Source organism: Pseudomonas sp. GW821-FHT11D10, from assembly GCF_058808435.1.
Genome location: NZ_JBXARR010000004.1, coordinates 264,772 through 283,853, shown reverse-complemented (window position 1 = coordinate 283,853; position 19,082 = coordinate 264,772). Strand labels below are relative to the sequence as shown.

Here is a 19,082-nt window from a genome sequence, read left to right as displayed (position 1 = left end):
GCCCCGCCATTCACATGGCAGGGCTTTTCGTTTTCAGCAACCGGTCACTCAGACCTGCGGGTCGCCCACGTGCAGGATCTTCATGCCGTTGGTGCCGCCGGTGGTGTGGTAGCTGTCGCCCTTGGTCAGGATGACCCAGTCGCCTTTCTCCACTACGCCACGCTTGACCAGCTCGTCGATGGCTTTCTGGCTGACTTCGTTCGGTGCCAGCGAAGCCGGGTCGAACGGTACGGTGTACACGCCACGGAACATTGCCGCGCGGGCCTGGGCTTCGCGGTGCGGGGTGAAGCAGTAGATCGGCACCGACGAACGGATACGCGACATGATCAGCGGGGTGTAGCCGCTTTCGGTCAGCGCGATGATCGCCTTGACGCCCGGGAAGTGGTTGGCGGTGTACATGGTCGCCAGCGCAATACTTTCGTCGCAGCGCTCGAATTCCTTGCCGATGCGGTGGCTGGAAGTCTTGCTGGTCGGGTGCTTTTCAGCGCCGACGCAGATGCGCGCCATGGCCTGCACGGCTTCCAGCGGATAAGCGCCGGCAGCGGATTCGGCAGACAGCATCACGGCGTCGGTGTAGTCGAGCACGGCGTTGGCCACGTCGGACACTTCGGCGCGGGTCGGCATCGGGTTCTGGATCATCGACTCCATCATCTGGGTCGCCACGATCACCGCCTTGTTGTGGCGGCGTGCGTGCAGAATGATTTTCTTCTGGATGCCCACCAGTTCGGCGTCGCCGATTTCCACACCCAGGTCGCCACGGGCAACCATCACAGCGTCGGAAGCCTTGATCAGGCCGTCGAGGGTTTCGTCGTCGGCCACGGCTTCGGCGCGTTCGATCTTCGCCACCAGCCAGGCGGTGCCGCCGGCTTCGTCGCGCAGTTGACGGGCGTAGTTCATGTCGGCGGCGTCACGCGGGAAGGACACCGCGAGGTAGTCGACTTCCATTTCAGCGGCGAGCTTGATGTCGGCCTTGTCTTTTTCAGTCAGGGCCGGAGCGGTCAGGCCGCCACCGCGACGGTTGATGCCTTTGTGGTCGGACAGCGGGCCGCCGATGGTCACGACGCAGTTCAGCTCGGTCGCGGTGGCGGTTTCAACGCGCATGACCACGCGGCCGTCGTCGAGCAGCAGCTCGTCGCCCACACCGCAGTCCTTGACCAGGTCCGGGTAGTCGATGCCGACCACTTGCTGGTTGCCTTCGGTCAGCGGATGGCTGGTGGAGAAGGTGAACTGGTCACCGATCTTCAGCTCGATGCGCTTGTTGGCGAATTTGGCGATACGGATTTTCGGGCCTTGCAGGTCACCCAGCAGGGCGACAAAGCGGCCGTGCTTGGCAGCGAGGTCACGCACCAGCTTCGCGCGAGCCTTGTGCTCGTCGGGGGTGCCGTGGGAGAAGTTCAGACGGGCGACGTCCAGGCCAGCCAGAATCAGCTGTTCGAGAACTTCCGGCGAGTTACTGGCCGGGCCAAGGGTAGCGACGATTTTGGTACGACGGACGGACATGCAAAGACTCCTCAGGTTCAAGCGCCAGCGAAGGCTACTATGCTCGAAGGGTGTAGTCATTGTTCGTTTGCACTACTTAATAGTTTCTTTATTGAACGCGGCAACTTTGGGACAAACGCGCCTGAAGATTTCCGACCAGGGGTCGATACAGAGCACAAGACAGGAGAACCCCCCATGCGATTCTTGCCCATTGCCGCCCTTGCCCTCAGCGTCCTCGCCGTCACGGGCTGCACCCGTTGGTCGATGAACCATCATTTGAACAACGCCTACAGCGCCTACGACCGGGGCAACTGCGAGCAAGTGATGCTCGAACTGTCCAAGGTCGAACGCGCCAGCCGCGCCCGCCCTTATGTGTGGCCGGAAGTGTCGATGATGCGCGGCCAGTGCCTGGAACGACAAAAAATGTTTGTCGATGCGGCGCAGACCTATCAGTTCATCATCGCCTCGTACCCCGACAGCGAATACGCCTATCGCGCCCGCGCGCGTCTGGAAACCCTGCAGAGCCTGGGTCACTACCCGACTCGCAGCGCTGCCGCCGTGGTACGTCCAACTCGTTTCTGATGGCAGTTGTCATACAAAAGCTGGCTGCTTGTATAGGGTGAGCTATAGTCGAATGACACCGGTGCAGATCGAATTCTGTACCGGCGCAACACCTGCGACTGGCATGAGCAGTACGTGGCGAGCGCCACACCGGAAGCGGGGAGAGCGGACCTGTCGGGCAGGTTCGTTCCGAAGCACAGTGCGGCCCGTTTACCGGGCCATGCATGGCGATACGCTCATGTTTACCGACCGTCGAATCGAACGGCACCAGTTGCCGTATTTTCTGCGAGTGTTCAACAGCGTCACCGACAAACCCATTGGCTTTCTGGGCAACGTCTCCGAAGACGGGCTGATGCTGATCAGCCAGTTGCCGATGATGATCGGTGCCGAATTCAACCTGCGCCTGAAAATCCCCTTGGGCGAAGGCTGCCAACAGGTCATCGACCTGACCGCGTGCTGCCTGTGGTGCCACGAAGACGCGACTCCCCGACACTACGACGCCGGCTTCAGCCTGTACCGGACGCCGCCCGAATATGGGCAACTGGTCGAGGCGTTGAAGCAGTACTTCAGTTTTCAGCCGTTGCCTGCCTCGGCCTGAAAACAAAAAGGGCCACAACCTGCCGAAGGTTGTGGCCCTTTTTTTACTCGTTTATCGCAATCGCCCGCTCGTTATCCAGCGTCCTCTCTGCCAGTAACAATCCCATCTCGCTTAACTGATAGATCGCCATCGCCAGATGCCGCGGCTTGTCGTCCAGGCTGTCGGCCAGATCCAGCAGCAGGATGCTCACCGAAGAAAAGGTTTCGTAGGTCTGGATGGCGATTGCTTCGGGGTTGATGTCCGGGTCGACCTTGAACATCTGCATGCCGCGATCCACGGAGTTGCGTGATTTTTCAGCTTTGGGGTTGAGGTAGAAGTCGAGGGCTCGATGGGCCGCGTCGTGGAGTTTCTTTGAATCGACTGAAGCGTAGGGGGAAACCGGGTCGGGTTGATCGGTCGGGTCCTTTGGATCGGTGTCCGAAGGGGGATTTGGTGTTGGCTTTTTCATGTATTAGCACTCTTCTCGTTGGGGCCACCACCAGGCTCGCGACTAAACGAGAAGGGTGGCGGCTGTAAGCAGGTTAGTCGACCGGGAGTGCATAAACCGGCGCGCCCTAGGGCGCCCTGCGAACAGCCACCATCGAGTGCGGGGATAGGGAATACCCGACTGGATGACGCTTATACGCAATGCACTTTGCTCCCGGGCGACTAAACCCGGCCGCTGATTGGCAGCGACACGGATCAAGTTACGGGCCAACGCCAAGGCGCACAAGCCGGCGGATTCTGATGGATTTGTAGGCAATGGCACAAGGCGTCGTAGCCCGCTGTTACGACTTGCAGGACGCTGCCGGACCGGGCTGTGGGAAGAGTTACCGTTTGTCGGGACTGTCAGATCTGTCAGGTGCGAAAGGCGGCGTGGTTCGACTTGAATGGGCAAACGAGCCCATATCGCCTCCGTTGAATGTGCGGAGTCATGGAGACCCATGATGTTTTCTAAACTGATTCGTTGGTTGACCAGTCTGACAAAGTCACTGTCGGCGATGAAGGACCGCTGGATAAACAATCATGAGGAAGTCATTGGTGAAAACGGCAGCCAGAATTCGGACAACTTGCCAACGTCGGGCTCATTGAACGATCTTGCACCACTGGTGGAAGAGCGACTCATCATCAAGGCTACACACGCTAGTTTTCCGTATTGGGCCGAGATTGATATCTCAGGAATCTGGAGTCGTGACGGGCGAACGCTCACGTGTCAAACACATCGTTACTGTGCCTATGACAACGACCGATATGACGGCAATCTTTCAATCCATGCGCGTGGAGCAACTGATTGGAATCCGAAGTGGGATGAAATCGGCGAACAAGATGGTGATTGGCATGATCACTCGTATTCCGGAACCGTTCTGGTCAATAACGACGAAGTTCCCACTACATGGTATTGGAGGTATGACACTTCCCAACAGGATTTCACTCTTCTGGGGTATCACACGTTCACCTACAAGCCCCCTGCTCCTCGCATCACTTATAGAACTGAAACGGAGGTGCGTGAATTCGATTTGACGGGGCCGGGCGGAGTGGAGGGAGCCACGGTAAGTGTCTATGACAGCAGTGATCAGGTCATAGGCACAGCGCCTGTGCAGACCAGTGAAAACTGGAGCGCACGTATCTCCATGCCGGCATCGAATACGTTGACCGTCTATGCAAGACAAAGCATTCGTGAAAGGACGTCCGATAAGTCCAATGTCGTCACGATCGTATACCGCGTGGCAGACGTTACCATCGAGTCCCCGAGAGCAGGTGATGTCATCACCGTTCCCACGCCAACGCTGACTGGCAAAGGCCACAACGGCGCAACAATTAATATCTGGAGGCAAGGAGGTACTGGCGGGATCTATGGGACGGGCACCGTTCAGGGTACGAGCTGGAGCGTTAAGCTGACCAAATCCTTGCCGAGCGGCGAGTTCATTTTTCATGCCGAACAGGTCACCTCATCGCAGGACAGAAAATGGTCCAACACGGTGCTCGTCAGAGTAAATCTCAAACCCGACACCCTGCTCATCACCGCTCCTCCCGCCAATACAATCGTGAACCGTACATTTGATGTCAGCGGGACCGGTGGTGCAGCGGGAGCCGATATCAAGGTCATGCTTGATATTGAGGACAGGGTGGTTGGTAACACTCGAGCGCAAGGCGATAGCTGGAGCGCTTCTGTCACTCTCCCGAGCGACATCCCGCCAGGGGAAGTCCGCCTCGCTTGCGAGCAGATACTCAACGGTATTCCTTCTGATCGAAGTCCGTATCGCCCGTTCAGACTAAGACCCCCACAACCGACCAAACTGACGGTACAGGTCGATGCCCAGGGTAAGGTGACCCTCGGAGGTGTCGGACACATCGGCGCGACGTTCTATCTCTACGTCGAGAACAACGGGACGCCTTTTCACTCCTTCCCCGTGACAACATCTCCCTGGACGCTGCTCTTTGCCGATTGGTTGCCGGGTACTTCGCCGATCGTTGGCCGACAAAGTGTGCCCGACGCTCAAGGGCTGCCGATCTATTCGGAATACACGCCGGAGAATACCACGGTCGCTGTGCCTGTTCCCCCGCCGACATTGCGTGTCAGTGTCACCTCGGATGGCATTCCCACGTTCTCCGGTACGGGCAGGAACTGGCCCAATCAACCGGCCTCCAGAGTCGAGGTCCGGTTGAACAGCGCCAATTCTGCGGCCGTGCCGATTGTTGCAGTAAGCGCAGATTCGACCTGGACCAGCACGGCAACCGCACGTTGGGCTCCTGGGACGTATCAGGTAACGGCCATTTTGAGGTTTATAAGGCTGCAATCGGAATTGGTTCAGCCGCCTGTTTCGGTGGTCATCTCCGCCCCCCCTGCCGTTATCGAAAAAGTGACCCCGAACGGCTTGTTTGCAACGGTTGCTGGCCAATGCTGGCCGGGAGCGGTGCTGACGATCAAGTTCAGCGACGATACTACCCCCTATCCGGTTACGGATACGGACAAGAACGGGCAATGGGACTTCCCGCGCCCCACGGCGTTTCGCCCCGGCAGGCACACGGTCACGGTCACGCAAACTTTCGGTGGGCAACCCTCTAATCCGGTATCCATGTCCTTCGACATAGTGGTGAGCGTACTGGTGATTACCCCGCCACCCGGAGGGGAAACGGATCATTTGCCGGTAGTGCACGGCACCGGCGGGATCGACGGTTTCACGATCATCGTTTTCGATTTCGTGACCCTCGACCGGTTGGGAGAGACGCTCGCAACAGGGAATGACTGGTCGGTACAGCTCAATGAGCTCGACTACGTGACCCACACCGTTTTCGCCATCCAGGAGCTGGGTGACTTGAAATCGCTGCCCAGCAATTCGGTCGCTTTCAAAGTGGTTTTGTATGCGCCAAGGATCAACTCTCCAACAACAAGAACATCAGTCCCCCGGACATTCACGGTAGAAGGCTATGCCAGAGCAGGGAAAGATTTCGACCGGACCGAGGTCGACGTATACCTAGACGGTGTTGCCCATCGTGTTTATCCGCATTTTGGCGATGGGTATTTCAAACAGCATTTCACACGGCCAGTGGGACCATGCGTACTGAACGCCAGGCAGTACTTCAAGGATCAGGAGTCGCCACTTAGCGAGGATGTGCAGATCACGATCGTTCCTGACATGGCACACATCGAAACGCCAGGTATTGGTGAGGCTGTCGGACGTACTGCGGTGATCAGCGGGTTCGGATATCCGGAAGATGACGTCGTGGTTGCTTTGCCGGGTAGTACGGAGCTGGGGCGGGCAAAGGTCCATGAGGACGGGACATGGTTTTGCTGGATCGAAATCCCAGGGACCGGCACCGACCTTTCACTCGTCACCGAGCAGCGCAAGGGTGAGTTCCACTCGGGTTGGTCCGAGGCAAGACCCCTGCAGCGCCTTGCGCCCTCACCCACATTCAACGAACCGCCGGAGGGCAGTTGGGAGGGAGCAACGCCCAGATTCGCAGGCGGTGCTCTGGCGGGTCCGAAGGTTGAAGTGGTCGCCTGGTACGACTCCGAGGATAAACATGCCAAGGATATTGATACCAGCAACGGACATTGGACCGGTACATCGGAGCGAAATCTGCCTGCTGGCCCGCGATGGGCTCGTGCCGTGCAGGTCGTGGGTGGAAAACATTCCATGCCAGCGGACAGCAAGCGATTCGAAGTCGCGCCGTCTGACGAACCGCCAGGCCTGGCTTAATCCGACCAATGGTCGCGTCTACTGTCAGTTCTGACAGTAGACGCCGCCCCGCTCAATGACGCCAAATCCTTTGCAGGCACCATGCGAAATGCGCCGTTCCTTCACTGGAAACCGTTTCGGACCCAGGAGCATCAACATGAACCGCTCTCCCGCTCAGATCGCTCAGAAGATGTTCACTCAAGCGGTCGGTAAACCCAAACGTTCGTCCACGACGGCACTGACACGTTTTTTCAAGGCGGGGGGATCGGTTGCCGTACTGGCGCAGAAAGGCGTCGACGGGTTGATGCACGATTTTGGCCTGAACCGGCAGCAGGCCGGGGAGTTCCAGCAGCGCCTCAATGTGCTGTCGACCGTGGTATTGCGGCAGTTCATCGAGCACCAGTCGACCGCCATAGATGTCAGGGCTGTTGCGCGTACGGGGCTCAATAACGGTCCGAATTACACCTTGTTGTTCGAGCCGAAATTCGACACTTTGTGCCCGCCGAACGCGATCGAAGCCATTCATTCGCCTGCGGCGTATCTGGCATTCCTTCTGCATTGGGCAATGCATCGGCTGGGCGTGACCGATGGCGAGGACTTTCCGCTGGTTGACCGACGTACGGACCTCGAAAAACTGTTGATCGATGTCAACGCGGTTCATGGTGCAGTGTCGTCGGTGGAAGTCATCAGCCACATCATGGAACACTTCATCACCGCCACGCTGGGGCCCATTCAAAACCTCGACGAGGCATTGAACCAGAGTGCATTTCCTCGTGAACTGCCCTTTCACTGGCCATGGGTCACGCTCGATCATGTACTGAAGGGGCATGGCGAATCGGTGGGCAGCGTGGTGCGCCTGTGCGATTTGCAGTATCCGTACTTTCTTCGTTCGGCACCGTGGAGCGACAAGTCGGATGACGCCCTCGTTCAAGCAACACGGTTGAGCCCATCGCAGCGGACAATCCTGACCGAGGCGAGTTATTTTCCAGGCGGGGCGGACGAGTTCTACCGGAAATACCTCGGTCTCAAGGGAATTTCGGTTGGTAATCTGAGGCTCGTCCACGTTTTCAATGAAAGAATGAAACTGGATACGCCGGGGCTTGAGGCATTGCTTTCGATTGAAGGTTTTACTCCCTTCCTGTCCGAAAATGCGCCGGATTTCATCACGGGCCCTGTAACAGGCAAGGACCATTGGTCTGTCTTTGTTCACGAGGCCAAGGCCCCGCCCATCAGCATCGTCAATTCCGACGTGGAACTGCTCAATCGTTTCGAGAATATGGAGCCCGGCCGGGTTGAACGTGCCCATCGTATAGTGCGACTGACTGACTGGTTGCAGTTGGCCAGTCACGAAACCGATCGAGTGATCGTTGCGGCAATGCTCGCTGAAGTGCCCTCGCCGACCCCCTCTCGCTACTGGATCACAGCCAATACTCTGCGAGCTCTCGGCCTGTTCCAGGAACTGCGGGAGGTCTTTGGATGCACCGCAGAAGACTTCGCCGCCTTTATCGGGCCGCTTTCCGTATTCGGGCGCGGTACGGAGCGTGCCCAATATGATCGAGTTTTCAACAGTGGTGTCACCGGTTCTCGTCCTTTGAAACTTGATGACCGAATCTTCCCGGTGATTCCCGTGACCGCCGCTGATCTGCTTACGGTCAAGCGATTGTGCGCAGGTCTGGGCATTGATCTGGAAACCTATTTTTACCTCGCCAACCTGATTGCCGCCGCTCACGGCCTGACTGAGCTCAAATGCAGCTTGCTGATCGTGTCCAGTTTTTATCGCATGGTCAGGCTGCCTCGGTTACTGGGGATTACTCCGATCGAGGCGGTCCTGTTGTTGAACCTGAAGGGAGGTCTGGTCTGGGTGAACACACTGGCCGGCGTGCCGCAGATCAACAACCAACAATTAGCTGATAAGCCGGACGTACTGAGTGTGATGCATGCGTTGAAGGATGGCGTGCAATGGGCTCAGTCCGTGCAGTTACCGATGCACTGGGTGGTGCAACAAGCAACAGTCTGGCCGCCGAGCCGGCCCGATGAAAGACAACTCTCGCTGTTCGATCAATGGCGTCGGCAGGTCCCGGTGGCTCGGGTGACGGAAGAAGTACTGAAAATGGCTGGTATCGAACCCTTGTCGAACAATCGCCAGTGGTTGCGGGCGTTGAGGGCGTTGATTGACGAACAGGGACTGATTCGTGATTTTGTTGAATCAGCAAATCAGACCTACGAAGCCTATGCCCGGGAAATGACGGAGCGGGTCGTGGTGTCGGAGACGGGGAGCCTCAATACAGGTCTGGTGGAGCTGATTCTGGCGGTCGTGCTGCGTTGCCGCGCCAGTCAGAACAGTATGGTGCAGGAAGGGTTGGCTGCGTTTAGCGGCCTGAAGCCGGATCTGGTTCTGCGGGTGCTTGGCTGGTCCGGCGCAAATGTGCATTTCGTATTGGCTCAAGTGCTTGCATTGCCGGAAGCTTTAAAGGACAGCGGTACTGTGCTGCGGCGGGAGGGTCCTCCGAGCGATCCTGTTCTGCAGGTGTTGGCCGAGTTCTCGAGACGCAGCGCCGTGGTCGCGAGGCTGGAACTCAGCGTCGAGTTCCTCACTCACTTCATCGCGACCGGGTATCACCAATGGTTCGGTCTGAATTCGACCGACACATTCGACCTTTCAACACTGTATTACCTGACCGTCTACAAACGTGCCCTGGGCATGAGCGATCAGCCGGAAACGAGGCTGGTTGACTACCTGCGCCGCATTAACGCGTTGCCGACCAACCTGAGCAATCACGGTCTTGTGCTGGTTCAGGAGCGTGCCGCGAAGTGGCTCGCCGAGCTGTTCAACTGGAGCGTGGATGAGGTGCGCATCTGCGCTGTCCATGTGAATCCGTCGAAAGGTTTGGTCGTGACCCTGCAACAGCTCGATGTGCTGACACGCATTCGCTTGTTTGCCCAAAAGACCGGTCAGAGTGCCAGGACACTCCTCGAGCTCGGGAAGCTGCCACCGGACAGCGAATATGCCGACTATGAGTACGTCGCAAACCTTGTCAGAGCCAGCCTGACGACCACGGCCGAACCGACTTATGCTGACGACGTCATGGCCGTGGGGCTGGACGTGATCGTGCGCTGGACGACGAGGCCCGATCCCCTCAGGTTGATCGCCAACAAACCGGGCGAGTCTGCCAAATTTACCGTAATGGTAGAGAACCGCGAAGGCCAGCCGCGATTGAACGTCAATGTCCATTGCGCCACCACGCTGGGCCGGTTTGAACCTTCAATGATCACCACCGGCATCAACGGCACGGCGACGGTGAAGTTTTTCCCGGACAGCCGGATGGGCAGCGTCACTCCCGTTTTCTGGCTGGATCTGGGTGAGGAAACGGCCGCACCGAGGATCGAGATCGGTCCGGATATGGCCTCACTCCATTTGAGATCCCAAAACTCTTTCCCCGTGCCCGACAGAACGGTGCTGATCGGAACGCCGGTGACCTACCGCGCCATCGCTCTGGACGACTACGACAACCCCATCGAAGGCGAATCGGTGACCTGGAAGCTCGATCCGCTGCCTGAGGGTGAGATCAAGACTGTGACTGACCGGCAAGGAGGCACCGAGGTGACATTCACCAGTGCCGAGCCGCTTACCGTGAAGGTCAAAGCGACGGCTGAAAATTCGACGTCCGTTACGTTTCGCGATGTGAAGTTTGTCGAAGCCCTTCCTGCGCGCCGGCGAGTGCCAGTGCCCCGCAAGCAACGCAAACAGTGACAGGAGACGGTGATGCTCAACAAAACCTCAGGTGAGCTGTCAGCCCTGCGTCGCAATGCGTTGATTGATTTCTGTCTTCACGCAAAGCATGACAAGGCCGGTCATCCCTTTCCGATGAATACCCAATCGGCGGATGAGCTCTGGGAATGGCTGCGCTCCGACCCGCTGGACAGCGACGAGATTGAAACCTCGTGGGTGGCGGAGGCCGTGAGCTGTTTGCAGGCCTACATCCATGCGGTGTTCCAGAAACTCGAACCGGGGTACGACGGGCGGGAGTTCGATCCTAAATTTGTGGAAGAGTGGGAGCTCGCGGGCAGTTACGGGCCATGGTCGGCAAGCATGCTGCTGTTGTGCAAACCTGAGGATTACATCACGCCTTATGTGCGCATCCGTAAAACCGAGTTGTTCAGGGCTCTTGAGAGTCATGTGAATCAGACCGCGATCACTGACGATTCGGTGCTCAAGGGCGCACAGCGCTACCTGCGCAGCTTTGAAGAAAGGTGCAATCTGAAAGTCGAGACCGGTTATCTGGATGGTGCCAATCCGCTGGACACGCGTTATTACCTGGTGGGCAGGCAACGCGTTGCACCTTATGACTGGTTCTGGCGTGAAGCGCACATTGAACTCGCCGTCGACTCGCCATCGGTCAACCCGACTGCCTGGCGAGAATGGAAACCTGCCGACATTCCCACCGATGACACCGTGCTGGACTGTCGGATGGTCTTTTGGGAAGGCCGGCCATGTATGGTCTGGGTCCAATGGCGCCCGGGCGTTTTCGATAACGAGGGTAAACTGCAAAACCTCCATGAGCTGGAAGTCCTGGTGGCGTTCATCGCGCTGGACGACAGTTGGTCGCCACCCTTTCGCTTGCATCTGCTGCAGACGGACAAGGACGTTTCGAAGGGGTGCCGGTTGGTTGCGGTGATTTTGCGCGACGAGATCGATACCTCGTATCCCAAGGGAAGGCTGGCGGTACATGTGACCAATGCCCAACCCAAAGTCGGTACGTCGTCAGTGCTGTCTGTCGCTATCTATGAAACCCGTGACTCGCTGTTTCGCAAGGTGAAGGACGAAACGGCGGTCATGGATTACCTGGCCAATCACTTGTTTGTCGAGCGCCGTACGCTTCAGCAGAAGATGCAGCCGAAGCTGTTTCCGTCCGTTGAAAGCCAGATCACCACGCCCGGTACGCTGGCTGAGTATCTGGGGATCAAGGCTTATATCGTGCGCAACAGCCCTACTGAGCACTCATTCTGGGTTCAGGGGTATTGTGCTCATGTCTCACGTGGCGATGGCACTGGGATCGATTTCACGCTGGCCATCAAGTTCTCCACCGGTACCGACCCGCAGCCATTGACTGACAAGTACCCGTCTTCCGGTGGATGGGCAACCAAATGGCTGGAAATCAAGCGGTCGGCGTTCAACAGCAGCACAATCACCGTGACGCTGACAGGCGCCGCAAGCAACGGTGAGCGAACCCTCGTCCTGAGGGTCCCCGCCACGCTCGGTGATCATGGGCCATTGCCGTATATCCATGACACCGATGCGCAGGGCGCCCAGTTTCTGGCCTTCAACCAACCGGCAACCGTTTTGAAGTTGAAATACGTCCGGCTCAATACGTTGATCGGGCACGAACTTGTGCTGGCCTCCAGTAAATCGATCGGGACTTTGCTTGACTGGGCGACGCAGTTTCCGAAGGAACCGCCTTTGCCCGAAAACCAGATCGAGCCGAACGGCTCGTTTGACGGCGCCAACGGTCTGTTTTTCTGGGAGCTGTTTTTTCACCTGCCGCACCTGATTGCCGCCCGGCTGCGTGACGAGAACCGTTTTGAAGCGGCCCAGCGCTGGCTGCATTTCATATTCGAGCCGCAGTCGCCCACGAAACCGGCGCAGGGTGATACTCCGGCAAGACCGCAATACTGGCATTGCCGGCCTCTGGACGTGAAAAAGCCCGATATCAGCTATTGCTATGAAGTCTCCGCAACGGGGGATGCGGATGCCATCGCCTATTCATCGCCTTGGCACTACAAGATCGTGATTTTCCTCGACTACGTGAACAACCTCATCGCCTGGGGCGACTGGCTCTATCGCCAGATGACGCGAGACAGCCTGACGGCCGCCAAACTGCAGTATGTCCGGGCCCGATCGCTGATGGGTGCGAGGCCGGATACCCGTAGCGTCAATCGCTGGGTTGCCAGGGAACTGGGTGATCTCGTGAAGGAGATGCAGACCCGACCGGCCCTCGCGGATTTTGAAAAGACACTGCAGCTGCGAGCAGAGGATTTACCTGTCAGGGCTGCGCGTACTCAGAATTTGGGTGTCTACGGCACGCGTTCTTTCAAGATACCGGTCAGCCCGCGCTTGCTGACGTTCTTTGACCTGCCTGATCAACGTATCGACAACATTCGTCATGGTCGAACAATCGACGGCAAGCTTGCGTCCATCCCTCTTTTTACCGCCATGGATCCAAGGGAATTGTTGAGCCGCCTGGCAGCCGGTAACGCGGGACCGGTGCGACCGATGGGCGGACAGTTGCGAGTGGCGGTCTATCGCTGGAACGTACTGTTCGATGCAGCGTTGCAGATCGTGCAGCACTTGCAGGAGCTGGGGAACGAAGTACAGCGTCTGCTTGAACATCAGGATCGTGTCCAGCAGGAAACATTGCAGCAACGCCATTTGACTGAGCTGGGCGAATTCGCTCGTCGGGCACAGGAAGAATCCATTGCACGTGAGGTCGAGAGCCTTACCGCGTTGCAGCACAGCAGAACCATGGCCGAAGAGCGTGAGCGGCACTACACCGACCTGTACAAAAAGCCCATTTCTTCCGATGAGTCCAAAGTCATAGAGCATATTGAAGCTGCTTCGGGCTTCGTTTCTCTGGCCACCGGCTTTCAAATGGGGGCGTCAGTCATGCATGCGCTCCCCAACATTTTCGGATTGGCCAGTGGTGGTCATGAGCCAGGTCACCTGGTAAGCGCCGTGGGGTTTGGTTTCCAGATCGCTGCAGACGTGCAGCGCGCCAAGGCCGACAAGACGGCCACCTCCGAAAACTATCGTCGTCGCCAAGAGGAATGGCTGTTGCTGCGTAATCAGGCCACTGCTGAAAAGAATGCGATCAGTGCCCAGATTGCGGGCCAGGAACGGGCCATCAATGCCGCAAGGATCAATCTGGAACACACTCTTGCCGTGAATAGCCAGGCGCTCAATCTGTTCGAGTTCCTGCAGACCCGGGCGACCAATCTGGAACTTTACCAGTGGCTGATGGGGCAACTGCAGACCCTGCACTTTCAGGCGTATGACGCCGCTGTTGCACTGTGCTTGAGCGCTCAGACAGCCTTGCGAGCGGAAACCTGTGAGTTCGATGCCTATCGACTGGATACCGATGTCTGGCATGACCAGCGGCGCGGCTTGACGGCTGGCGCGACATTGCAGGCCGGTCTGTTGCGAATGCGGTCGGAATATTTGCAACGCAATGAGCGACGCCAGGAAATCGTCAAGACCGTTTCGCTACAAAGGCTGTTCAATGATCCGGCGACCCGGCCAAAGGGTTTTGACGACTGGGATGATGCGCTGAAGCACTTGCAGAATGAGGGCACACTGGATTTCGGGCTGATCCAGCTGCTGTTCGATCGCGACTACCACGATCATTACTGCCGCCAGATTTCTCGCGTTGAAGTCAGTCTGCCGTTGCTCACCGGTCCCTTCGAAAATGTGGTGGCGAATCTGATCCAGGTCGGCAGCTATATCGCCACAAAACCGTCGAACGAGTCTTTGGAGTATCTGCACTCCGGTGAGGGCGTTGCGCCTGTCGATGTGCTGATCAACCTGAGCAGCGGGCAGCAGGTCTCCCTGTCCACCGGGCTGGATGATACCGGTGTGGTTTCGCTTAGAGCTGACGAAGGCATGACGCTGCCGTTCGAAAACACCGGTGCCGTCTCGCGCTGGCGGATCGTGTTTCCCTGGCACTTGAAGCGAGAGCCGATGCTGTTATCGCTGACCGATATCGTGATCAAGGTGTTTTACACCGCCAAGGTTGGGGATCTGGCTTTCTCCAGAAAAGTACAGGAGCTGGTGAACGAGGCTGAGCGCAAGGTCGAGGCTAAGAGGACGCAATCATGAGCGAAAGAGACATCGACACGGATCACAACTTCGTGATGAACGGCGACATGACTGAGAGCTATGACCACTGGGAGGATGTGGACAATCCGAGTGGCGTCCAAATCCGGAACGACGGTAACGTATCGTACATGGCGCTGACCCACCGCGCGGCGGTTCGGCAAAGGATGATCGTGCCGATCGGACAGCAGGAGGCGGTCCGTTATAGCCTGCGTTTTCTTTACGAGAACACCTATTCGTCATCGCCCGGGCTAGTGGTTGTCAACAAAAGGGAGAGTAACGAAAAGCTCGAAATCGAATTGCCGACGAAACCAGAGTTGCAGGATGTCGATCCTTTGACGATTGATCTGATCGAGAGGCAGGAGGATTTGCCGGACAGGCTGGGTTTACAAGCGGGTGATGAGCTGGAGATCTATTTGAGAAGCCCGGCAAGGGCTGTGGGCGAACCCAACTCTGTGGAAATTCGTCTGACCGGGATAGAGATAAGGCTGAATCTTCCTGAGTTGGGGCTGTTGGCCGTTCTCATTGATGGCAAACGTTTCGACGCGGGCAACGTCGTCCCGATCTGCCTGGGGGCTACCGGGGATCAACATCACAAGGTTTCGTTTGAGGTTCATCCGCGCAGTGTTTGGAAAGATCTCAAGGCCAACCTGTGGTTTGACACCAACCCGATGGAGGCCATTACCGCCCAGCCCAAGTTGGGAAAATCTCAGCTCATCAGTCTGCACTGGTTACTGGATTCTCCAGACGTGTCAGGCGAAGCGCCTCGTGAACTGGAGGCGAAGATTTACAGCAAATACTCGGCGCCGGCGTGTCCGCTGTTGGTTTCCTGGGGGCATCACCTCTTGGAGCTGCTCGTGCTCAAACAGGCCGAGACGTGCCCGGTCATCGAGTACAACCAATGGGTGGAGCTGCAGGTTCAGGTCAGATCCTCCTATACCCATGCACCGGTTGCGAGTGAGGTGGTCTGGCGGGTAGAGGGTAAGGCCGGGAAGGTTCTGCACCGGGCACTCACTGATGCTCAAGGTTGTGCGACGTATCGGCACACGCCAACCGAGGAGGGGGTGAGCAGGGTTATCGCCGTGGTTGCCAGCCCTTTGTCCGACGATGGCGAAGCGACGCAAACCTTCGAGATTCAGGCGTTTGCTATAGATCCGTTCAAAACCTTTCAGGCTCGGTTCGATGGTGGGGCACCGGCCGTCTGGGGGGCGAAGACCCGCTATCCGGAACGCGGTGAGCGCTTCCTCGTCAATCTGGACATACCGGCGGGGCATCCTCTGAGCAACGCCAAGTTTTTCCTGATCTGGGCACGTGGTGATTCTCCAGAGGACGTCGGAGCAACCGCTCAACCGGACTTCGGGGCTCCTGCGCCTGTAGTTGACGGTACAGTCCTCTGGACAACGAACTTCGAGGACAAGCGCGACGGCCAGTTTTACTGGGCCCTCGGTTGTTCCGGGTTGCAGCATTTATCGCCAGGCAATGCCCTGTCGCTGGCTTACAACAGAATCGAGATCGGCGAGACCTGGGGGCCGAACAAATCGCCGGTGGTGGGCGAGCGCGACGTCGTTACGTGCATGGTGAAAGTGCAAAGGCGCGACAGACAACCTGTCAGCAATGTCGAGGTCGAGTTTTATACACCGACCGGTAGGGTCAAATCCCTCACGGGAGTGGATGGCTGGGCGAGTGTGGATAATCGGCCAACCGTTGCCGGTGACTACCCTATTACTGCGCAAGTCCAGCGTCACGAGGATGCTCCTGTGCAGGAACATTCATTTTCCATCGAATCAGTGGCAACCAGCTCCTGGAACGGGCAAGTCAGAGTTTCTCTGGACGGGAAGCCGCTTGATCGGGTGTTGCTGGGTGCAGTCTGCCGACGAGGCAGGACGCATAACTTGCGCATTGACCCTGTTGAGGGCAGTACCTTTATCGGCAGGTCGATTGCTCTGGGTTGGGGTAAACGAGTGCCAGCCCTGCCGGGATTCGATATGGATCCGTTGCCGGGTGTATCCCGTTCAATGGGGCTTGATGGTCTCGAATGGTTGATAGGTTCATTAGCCGATGTCAGTGGACTGGCAAGTCTGGTGTTCAGCAGTTCTCACTTGGCGCAAGAGTGCGAACTCCCTCTGCGGCTGTTGCATGAAAAGCTCGAAACAGAATCCCTCGTGATGCTTGATCATGTTTCGGCTGTACCGGGTATCGACACGCTTTACCTTTGCCACTGGGCTACTCACCAATATGCACTGATGCCAAAAGGGATCAGTGCTTTGCACGGATTGCCGGTGAAGACCACCGTTTCACCGATGCCCGCCGGGCTGATAATCACCCCACCATTGCCAACTGATGTTGTCATGACAGCGGGGGGCGCACGCAGGGAAATGGATTTAGCCGATAGCTCGGCCAATGCCGAGATGACGTTGACCGAGACCGTCATGATCGGTGATGAGTCGCTAACGGCGCAGACTCAATTGAAACTGGGCCACAATAAAATCAAAGTAGTTGCCGCTCGCGGACCGGCCATTGATCCGGTGTTAAGCAAGGGACAGCGTGCGCGAGTGCAAGCGCAGTTCTACTCGGCATTTGCCGAACGGCCGGTCGAGTCTTCGCTGATTGGATGGCGGGTGGGGAGTGCAGGTCCAGTTAGCACTCCGACAGATTCAAATGGCTGGTCAGTGTATGACGCACAGTCGCAGAGCGCGGGTATCAGTGCCTTAAGCGCGACTGCGCTCAATCTCTACGATCAAACAAAGGTCGAGCAGCATTTTGAACTCAATACCTTGCCGGTCGATCCGTGGCCAAGTCTGCGGTTGATCACAGATTCATTCGATCAACCTTGGGCGCAACGCGCTCTTTTTCCGAGGCATGGCGAAGAGTTCGACTTTCGCATTGTGGCCGATGAAAACAATCCCTTGCGCCATCAAGCGCTGGCGTTTGGTCTGAGTAATCCCGGGTCAAGCGAGCTCGGACTCAAGTTCACTGAACCATTGGGTGAGTTTCGCGATATGACGGCAAATGGGCTGACATGCTCGTTCATTGCGGATGGCGTCAAGGATCACAGTATGTCTGTCAGATTGGCCGCCAGTCGTTTGCTGGAATTGTCTCCACCTCAACCCATGTCATTGGGTTCTAAAGCCATCGCCGCGAACATCGAAGCGAGAACCGGTGCACTTCAGATTGTCGATTGGGGAATGCCTGTTGTTTTCCAAGTTCGATTGACGAATGCGTTGACCGGCAAGCCGATGGCAAATGTGCAGGTCGAGTTTGAGTTACCGGAGCAGCCGCGAAAATTAACGACTACTAACTTTCATGGTTTGACGACAATAGATTTCATCCCCCAACACGCTGGACCAGGCACTGTTCGTGCAGTCGTTGTCGGGGGCGCAGTCTCGACTTCTGTTTATATGAATTATTCAGTGAATGAACCTCGCCGGATTGAAGAACTGATCGTTGATGTGACGAGCGGTCTTCCTGGACAAGAGGTTACTGCGACTGTCTCGGTTATTTCGGCCCATTCAGGTAAGCCGCTGCGTAATGTTTCAGTAAAGTGGGCACTCTATGGAATCAAGATTGAACCAACAGAAACTGGTGCGGACGGCTGTAGCCGGGTGGTGTTCCGGATTCCTCCGATTCGAGATGGAAGGCTGGATGCAATTGTTGAGGGTGGTCTAATTGGGCGGGAGGTGAAGAGTATGAAGATTTCAGCGGAAACAGACTCGATTACATGGCAGCGAGAGTTCAAGCTTACAATGGATCGTTTTCCCATTGGACTGGTTGATGGAGAGCTCCAGTTGTTTTCGAAAGATAAGCAGGGCGGTTTTCTTGAGCTTCATTTTGCAGAGCAAAGCTGGTTGCGGAAGTGGGTAAGTGTCGCGCTGGAAGACGTTCAAGATACAGAGCTCAAGCGATTAAAGTTTGATCCGGAACTGGGAGAGAAACGTGTTCTTGATAAGTCGCCAATGCAATGGAAGGTGTCAATTGACGGCGAGTTCTCGCCTATCGGGCGTTTCAAACTGAAGTTCAGCAGCCCGCAGCTACCGGATCTGCCACTTTCGGGATTGGTGCGACATAGCGACTCGCTGACGCTGTTGATCGACGGGCGTGTTCAGCCACATTTTGCCTTTGAAAAAGGACAAATACATACGGTGCGTTTACTTCCATTTGATAATTTTTATATTGGAAAAGAAGTACGGTTGATCTGGTCTGAACGTAGTTACTACCCTGCGCAAGACATTGGAGTGCTGGTTACCCCGCCAACGATAGACTATCAGCTGATGGACGCCAATGACGGAGTGGGTTGGATATTTGACTGTACGAATGCTTTGGGCCCGCACGCTTTTGTTGAGTTGGAAGTTCGTGGTCAGAAAGATCGAAATCTTTTGTTTTGGGTTAAGTTTAACTAGTTGTCTGATCGCCAATCACG

8 protein-coding genes are annotated in these 19,082 nt (G+C 56.8%); 6 read left to right on the top strand and 2 right to left on the bottom strand.

Annotated features, from left to right (window positions below; all coding sequences use genetic code 11):
• Positions 1–48: 48 nt before the first annotated feature.
• Positions 49–1,500, bottom strand: a complete 1,452-nt coding sequence (pyk, locus tag AC1RT4_RS14985; RefSeq protein ID WP_007951250.1) for a pyruvate kinase — start codon at positions 1,498–1,500, stop codon at positions 49–51.
• 174 nt (positions 1,501–1,674) lie between these two features.
• Between pyk and AC1RT4_RS14980 the strand changes: the two genes are divergently transcribed.
• Together AC1RT4_RS14980 and AC1RT4_RS14975 are read left to right on the top strand one after the other, a co-directional pair.
• Complete coding sequence (locus AC1RT4_RS14980) at positions 1,675–2,061, top strand: tetratricopeptide repeat protein (RefSeq protein ID WP_493085968.1); 387 nt, start codon at positions 1,675–1,677, stop codon at positions 2,059–2,061.
• 217 nt (positions 2,062–2,278) lie between these two features.
• Positions 2,279–2,638, top strand: a complete 360-nt coding sequence (locus AC1RT4_RS14975) for a PilZ domain-containing protein (protein WP_007951248.1) — start codon at positions 2,279–2,281, stop codon at positions 2,636–2,638.
• A 43-nt stretch (positions 2,639–2,681) separates the two neighbouring features.
• Here the strand turns inward: AC1RT4_RS14975 and AC1RT4_RS14970 are convergent, their stop codons facing one another.
• On the bottom strand, positions 2,682–3,086 hold the full coding sequence (locus tag AC1RT4_RS14970; RefSeq protein ID WP_493085965.1) for a DUF6124 family protein: 405 nt from the start codon (positions 3,084–3,086) through the stop codon (positions 2,682–2,684).
• 478 nt (positions 3,087–3,564) lie between these two features.
• Between AC1RT4_RS14970 and AC1RT4_RS14965 the strand changes: the two genes are divergently transcribed.
• From AC1RT4_RS14965 to AC1RT4_RS14950, 4 genes are all read left to right on the top strand, one after another.
• On the top strand, positions 3,565–6,819 hold the full coding sequence (locus AC1RT4_RS14965) for an Ig-like domain-containing protein (RefSeq protein ID WP_493085963.1): 3,255 nt from the start codon (positions 3,565–3,567) through the stop codon (positions 6,817–6,819).
• Positions 6,820–6,955: 136 nt separating this feature from the next.
• A complete protein-coding gene (locus AC1RT4_RS14960) occupies positions 6,956–10,549 on the top strand; it encodes a Tc toxin subunit A (protein ID WP_493085959.1) in 3,594 nt (1,197 codons plus the stop codon).
• Between the two features lie 12 nt (positions 10,550–10,561).
• Positions 10,562–14,668 carry a Tc toxin subunit A-related protein gene (locus AC1RT4_RS14955; protein ID WP_493085957.1) on the top strand — a complete coding sequence of 1,369 codons (4,107 nt, stop codon included), beginning with the start codon at positions 10,562–10,564 and terminating at the stop codon, positions 14,666–14,668.
• Complete coding sequence (locus tag AC1RT4_RS14950; protein WP_493085955.1) at positions 14,665–19,062, top strand: Ig-like domain-containing protein; 4,398 nt, start codon at positions 14,665–14,667, stop codon at positions 19,060–19,062. The genes AC1RT4_RS14955 and AC1RT4_RS14950 overlap by 4 nt, the downstream gene beginning before the upstream one ends.
• Positions 19,063–19,082: the final 20 nt, after the last annotated feature.

Coding starts and splice junctions, on each gene's coding strand:
- AC1RT4_RS14980 (WP_493085968.1), top strand. CDS start 1,675: ATGCGATTCTTGCCCATTGCCGCCCTTGCCCTCAGCGTCCTCGCCGTC.
- AC1RT4_RS14950 (WP_493085955.1), top strand. CDS start 14,665: ATGAGCGAAAGAGACATCGACACGGATCACAACTTCGTGATGAACGGC.
- AC1RT4_RS14975 (WP_007951248.1), top strand. CDS start 2,279: ATGTTTACCGACCGTCGAATCGAACGGCACCAGTTGCCGTATTTTCTG.
- pyk (WP_007951250.1), bottom strand. CDS start 1,500: ATGTCCGTCCGTCGTACCAAAATCGTCGCTACCCTTGGCCCGGCCAGT.
- AC1RT4_RS14965 (WP_493085963.1), top strand. CDS start 3,565: ATGTTTTCTAAACTGATTCGTTGGTTGACCAGTCTGACAAAGTCACTG.
- AC1RT4_RS14955 (WP_493085957.1), top strand. CDS start 10,562: ATGCTCAACAAAACCTCAGGTGAGCTGTCAGCCCTGCGTCGCAATGCG.
- AC1RT4_RS14960 (WP_493085959.1), top strand. CDS start 6,956: ATGAACCGCTCTCCCGCTCAGATCGCTCAGAAGATGTTCACTCAAGCG.
- AC1RT4_RS14970 (WP_493085965.1), bottom strand. CDS start 3,086: ATGAAAAAGCCAACACCAAATCCCCCTTCGGACACCGATCCAAAGGAC.